The 4,676-nt window shown below is 65.0% G+C and carries 5 protein-coding genes and 1 tRNA gene; all 6 read right to left on the reverse strand.

Going from position 1 to position 4,676, the window contains the following annotated elements; all coding sequences use genetic code 11:
• Positions 1-281: 281 nt before the first annotated feature.
• Positions 282-746, reverse strand: coding sequence for a PIN domain-containing protein (locus tag I6U14_RS12085; protein ID WP_296899650.1), 465 nt, complete (start codon positions 744-746; stop codon positions 282-284).
• Positions 718-972 carry a type II toxin-antitoxin system Phd/YefM family antitoxin gene (locus I6U14_RS12090; protein ID WP_296899652.1) on the reverse strand — a complete coding sequence of 85 codons (255 nt, stop codon included), beginning with the start codon at positions 970-972 and terminating at the stop codon, positions 718-720. The genes I6U14_RS12085 and I6U14_RS12090 overlap by 29 nt, the downstream gene beginning before the upstream one ends.
• A 988-nt stretch (positions 973-1,960) precedes the next feature.
• Positions 1,961-2,036, reverse strand: a tRNA-Thr gene (locus I6U14_RS12095).
• A 71-nt stretch (positions 2,037-2,107) separates the two neighbouring features.
• Positions 2,108-2,863 carry a type III pantothenate kinase gene (locus I6U14_RS12100; RefSeq protein WP_296899653.1) on the reverse strand — a complete coding sequence of 252 codons (756 nt, stop codon included), beginning with the start codon at positions 2,861-2,863 and terminating at the stop codon, positions 2,108-2,110.
• 65 nt (positions 2,864-2,928) lie between these two features.
• A complete protein-coding gene (locus I6U14_RS12105; protein ID WP_296899655.1) occupies positions 2,929-3,804 on the reverse strand; it encodes a serine hydrolase in 876 nt (291 codons plus the stop codon).
• Between the two features lie 293 nt (positions 3,805-4,097).
• Positions 4,098-4,676, reverse strand: a 579-nt coding sequence (locus I6U14_RS12110) for a TCP-1/cpn60 chaperonin family protein (protein ID WP_296899657.1), incomplete at its 5' end; no start/stop codon positions are given.

The following is a 4,676-nucleotide window of genomic DNA, read 5'->3' on the forward strand; positions in this document are numbered from 1 at the left end:
CGTCGTCTCGTGATCTCGCTTCGGCGGACATTCACGTCGCCAAGCCAGATGACCGGATTGGGTCGGAAGCGGCCCCCAAGCGTGGTTCGGTTCCCGACGGCTAAGGGACGTAAAGCGGGCCAGGGGGGTCGTCGTATTTGTCCCTGGCTCGTTTTCCTGATAGGCGCCGCCCGCCTCGGCCAGGGCACGGATGCTTGGGCGGAGACGTCCCGCCTTAGTGCCGTCGGCTTGCTTGGCTTTCGGGCGCATTTCCTTCTCGATCCGGCCTCGGCCCACTCGGATCAATCGAGGCCGAGCTCGAAGCCCTCCTTGAACGGATTCTCCAGTCGCAGCACGCCTATCGTGCGACCGTCTTGCATATCCTCCGTGAGGAGTCGCGTCACCCCGGCGGCCCGGGCTGCCTCGACCAGCATGGCATCCCAGAACGCGAAGCCATGTTCGTTCTTGAGCTGGATGGCCGGATTCAGGGTACGCGCATCCGCGGTGGTCACTGGAAATAGCTCCATCCAGTCATGCACCATCGCGGCGGCCTCGTCTTCGGGCATCTTGTCCTTACGTGTCACGGCATGGAAGAACTCGGCCACCGCCTGTAACGTCAGCACACAATCCCGATCCGCTAAGGCGTCAACCAAATCGCGAGTCTGCTCGTGCTTGCTGCCGGCGTCCTTGTCGATGCTGTAGACCAGAATGTTCGTATCGATGCTGAAGCGCTGCCCCTCATAGGCCGCGCTCGTGCAGCGTCTCACGGGCGACCCGAGCCCCGCCGAGGGCGTATCCACGGTCCATGCGCTCTCGTAAGCGCTCGCGGGCAGCCCGCTGGGCATCCGAAAGGCGCGGTCCGCGCTCTACGGGTAGCAGACGCGCGATGGGCGTGCCGCGCCGGGTGATGATGATCTCGGCACCCTGCTCGACCCGCTCCAGGTACCGAGAGAGGTGCTGGTTGGCGTCGCGGGCGGAGACGATCTCTTGCATGGCAGCAATCCTGTAGGACGTTCTACATAATTCGAACGCTATGCCGCAGCGGGCATTGCCGCAAGCTGCAAGTGGGTCGGGCGTGTTTCGATCGAACGCTGGGTGAGATGGCGTTGGAGAGTACACACACAATTGCCAAGGTAAAGGTCGGCTGTGATCGGCCTACCGGTCGTGCGACCACGGGTGACGACGGTCGCTCTCTCGCTGACACTGAGAAATCCTCTCCTCCAGGCCAAGTGCCCGCTCCTGGAGCTGTAGGCACGCTCATGATGGCTGGTCCATGATCGACCGAGGATGAAGAAAGCCGATCGCCGATGAGACACGATTTTCAGTCGAGCGTCGCGAAAACCATATACCTCTTCCGGAAAGGCGGTGACTTCCACTCTGGGTCGGAAGCCGCCGCCAAGCTTACGAGCTTCAAAGGGGAGCTGTGTGGCCTAGCGCTGACGACAATCCTCGGCGGGGCTGGCTGTTGAGGCAGATGCAGAAGCGGCGGGCCACCGTGACCCGGGGGGCTCGCAATTAAGTCAAGGTGTGAAGCTCTCTGCAGGGCGGGTAGGTCCGTCAGATGCCTTTTCACTTCGCAGACTCCTACGGGCGACGTCGGAGCACAGCAAATCTTTGGCGCCGACCCTTTCGCCCTCGCCACGACCAGACGCCAGCGCCCGCCCCCCGGAATAACCCCGCTGGCGTGTCATTCAATAGGGTCAACCCGATTGCGCGAATATTACATCGACGCTGATGCGTCTCTTGGTCACGTCTAGTGAATCGGCGGGTTGGCGCTGTGCGGGGCTGGAGGTGGCGGGGTACCAGTTCGGCACCGGCGCGGGAGCCGACTGACTACAGGCACCCGCCGCCGACCGTGGGTGGAGCCCCGCGAAGTTTCGTCGCCACCTACCGCCGTCGGTTGTTACCTAGGGTGTTGCCTAATCGGCGAAAAGCGGGCATTTAGAGCTTGTCAGATTACCGACAAACTCCTTTCGAATCATGGAGCTGGCGGACGGATTCGAACCGACGACCTGCTGATTACAAATCAGCTGCTCTGCCAACTGAGCTACGCCAGCATCGGGAGGGGAAGGCGTCCGGACGGTTGCCGGCGGCCAACGCTGCATTGTATGCCAGCTCGCCTGCGGCCTCAATCGGCGGCGAAGGCTGCTAGGCCTTGAAGGACGAGGTCCGGAATCTGTTCCGCTTGCAGGCTCATGGTGGCGGCAAGGCGCTCGGCGTCACCGCCGGTGAGGAGGAGTCGGGGTGCTCTGTCCGACTGCTCTGCGAGGCGCTGATGCAGACGCTCCGTGAGGGCGGCGGGCGCCTGGATGCTGGCGGCGGCGATGGCCTCGCCCGTGTCGGTGGCCCAGTTGAGATTGGTATTCGTGGGCTCGTAGCGAGGAATTTGGGTCCCGGTGAGCAGGCTGTCGCGCATCATGCGGACGCCGGGCAGGATGAGACCGCCCAGGTGTTGGCCGTCAGCGGCGAGCAGGTCGTAGGTGATGGCAGTGCCGGCATCGACGATGAGGGTGGCGGACCGCCCGGCTTCGGCTTGGGCGAGTCGGTGGGCGGCGATGAGGGCAAGGAAGCGGTCCACGCCGAGACGCTCGGGCACGGCGTAGGCGATGCGCACGCCGTGGGATTCGGCCTGGGCTGCCACCCAGCGCGGCGTCCAGCCGAAGCGGGCCGCGCAGACTTGCGTGACGGCGTCCTTGACGGGCTGCGGGCCGACGCCTGCGGCGATGACCTCGGTAATGCCGCTCAGCGCGTCCCAGACGGCCAGCAGGTCGAGCGGCAGCGCGCCGCCGTGCAGCGCTGCGCCGAAGCCGGAGAGGCCGCCATCGGCCGCCGACCGGAGCGCCCATTTGACGCTGCTGTTACCGATGTCGATCAGGAGCTGCACGGGACCAGTCTATTGCAGAGGAGGGCCCGGCGGAACGGCCCGCTGCGTCAGCCCCAGACAGGCCGCTAATGACGGCTCGGGTCCAGGCCTGCGGTGAGCCGATCGCCGCCGTTGCGCAGCCAGTCCCGCAGCCGGTTGGAATCACCCACCGGCGTCAGCTTACCCTGCGCGTTGAGCAGGACGATGTAGAGCCGCCGTTTGGCCACCACCGCCTGCATGACCAGGCAGCGGCCAGCCTCATGGATATAGCCGGTCTTGCTGAGCTCCACGGTCCAGTGGCTATCGCGCACCAGCGGGTTGGTGTTGCGATACTGAAGCGGGCCGCGCTTTGTTTCGATATAGGGATGAGCGGTGAACTCGCCGGTGGAGGTGATCTCACGGATCAGCGGATACTGCGCCGCGGCGTGGATCAGCCGCACTAAATCCTCGGCCGTTGAGACATTACGGGCGTCGAGGCCGGAGCTGTCCGCGAAGTGGCTGTCGCGCATGTTGAGCGCCTTGGCCTTGGCGTTCATCGCGTCGACGAACGCCTCGGTGCCGCCCGCGAAGGTGGTGCGGCCGAGGGCGTGGGCGGCGCGGTTATCGGACGACATGAGTGACACCCGCAACATGTCGCGTCGAGACAGCGTTGCCTCATCGATATACAGCCTGGAGCGGCTCCAGCGCATCCGGTCGCGATCCTGCTCGGTGATGGTGACCGGGTCATCCAGCGGTACCTCGGCATCCAGCACCACCATGGCCGTCATGAGCTTGGTGATGCTGGCGATGGGCCGGACCTCTTTGGCATTGCGGCTGTAGAGCCGGTTACCGTTGTGATCGATGATCAGTGCCACCGCGGAGCGGATGTCCGGGCCCGCGAGCACCGGCGCAGCGCCGACGAGCAGCGCGCAGACCGCGACGGCCGCGATGAGTATGCGGCGTGCCTTGGTTTGCGAAATCATCTGAGGTCTTCCAGCCAGCCGTTTGTTTCTACGGGGCAAAGTCCCTTCAGTATGACACATCTTTACGGCGGCGTGGCAGGAATGCAGCGTTTGTTGCAAATCGGCAGTCGCCACGGCTGCGCCGCACGCCCCGGCCCGTCGCCCTTCAACTTGCCTGCACTGTGGCACCAGCGGGTGCTGACGACCAAGCTTCAAGTGCCCAAAAAAAAGCCCCGCCGAAGCGGGGCCTTTCGGATCGCCCTCCTTGGCGACCCCATAGCGGCGTTTTCACTGATCAGGTGAAAAACCCGCGGTTACATCATCCCCATGCCGCCCATGTCGCCCATGCCGCCGCCAGCGGGCATCGGGCTCTCTTCCTTGGGCTCTTCCGCCACCATGGCCTCGGTGGTGATCATGAGCCCTGCCACAGAGGCGGCGTTCTGCAGCGCGGTGCGGGTGACCTTGGTCGGGTCCAGGATACCCATGTCCACCATGTCGCCGTACTCGCCGTTGCTGGCGTTGTAGCCGTAGTTACCCTCGCCGTCAGCGACGTTGTGCAGCACGACACTGGCCTCGGCGCCGGCGTTGCTCACGATCTGCCGCAGCGGCTCTTCCATGGCGCGCAGCGCAATGCTCACGCCGACGTCCTGATCGTGGTTGGCGCCTGCGACGTTGCCGCGGATCTTGGTCAGCGCGCGCACCAGCGCGACGCCGCCGCCCGGCACGATGCCCTCTTCCACCGCGGCACGGGTGGCGTGCAGCGCGTCTTCGACGCGGGCCTTCTTCTCCTTCATCTCGACCTCGGTCGCGGCACCCACCTTGATGACGGCCACACCGCCGGCGAGCTTGGCCAGGCGCTCCTGGAGCTTCTCGCGGTCGTAGTCGGAGGTGGT

Origin of the sequence: Thiohalocapsa sp., from assembly GCF_019695415.1 — a bacterium.
Taxonomy (GTDB): Bacteria; Pseudomonadota; Gammaproteobacteria; order Chromatiales; family Chromatiaceae; genus Thiohalocapsa.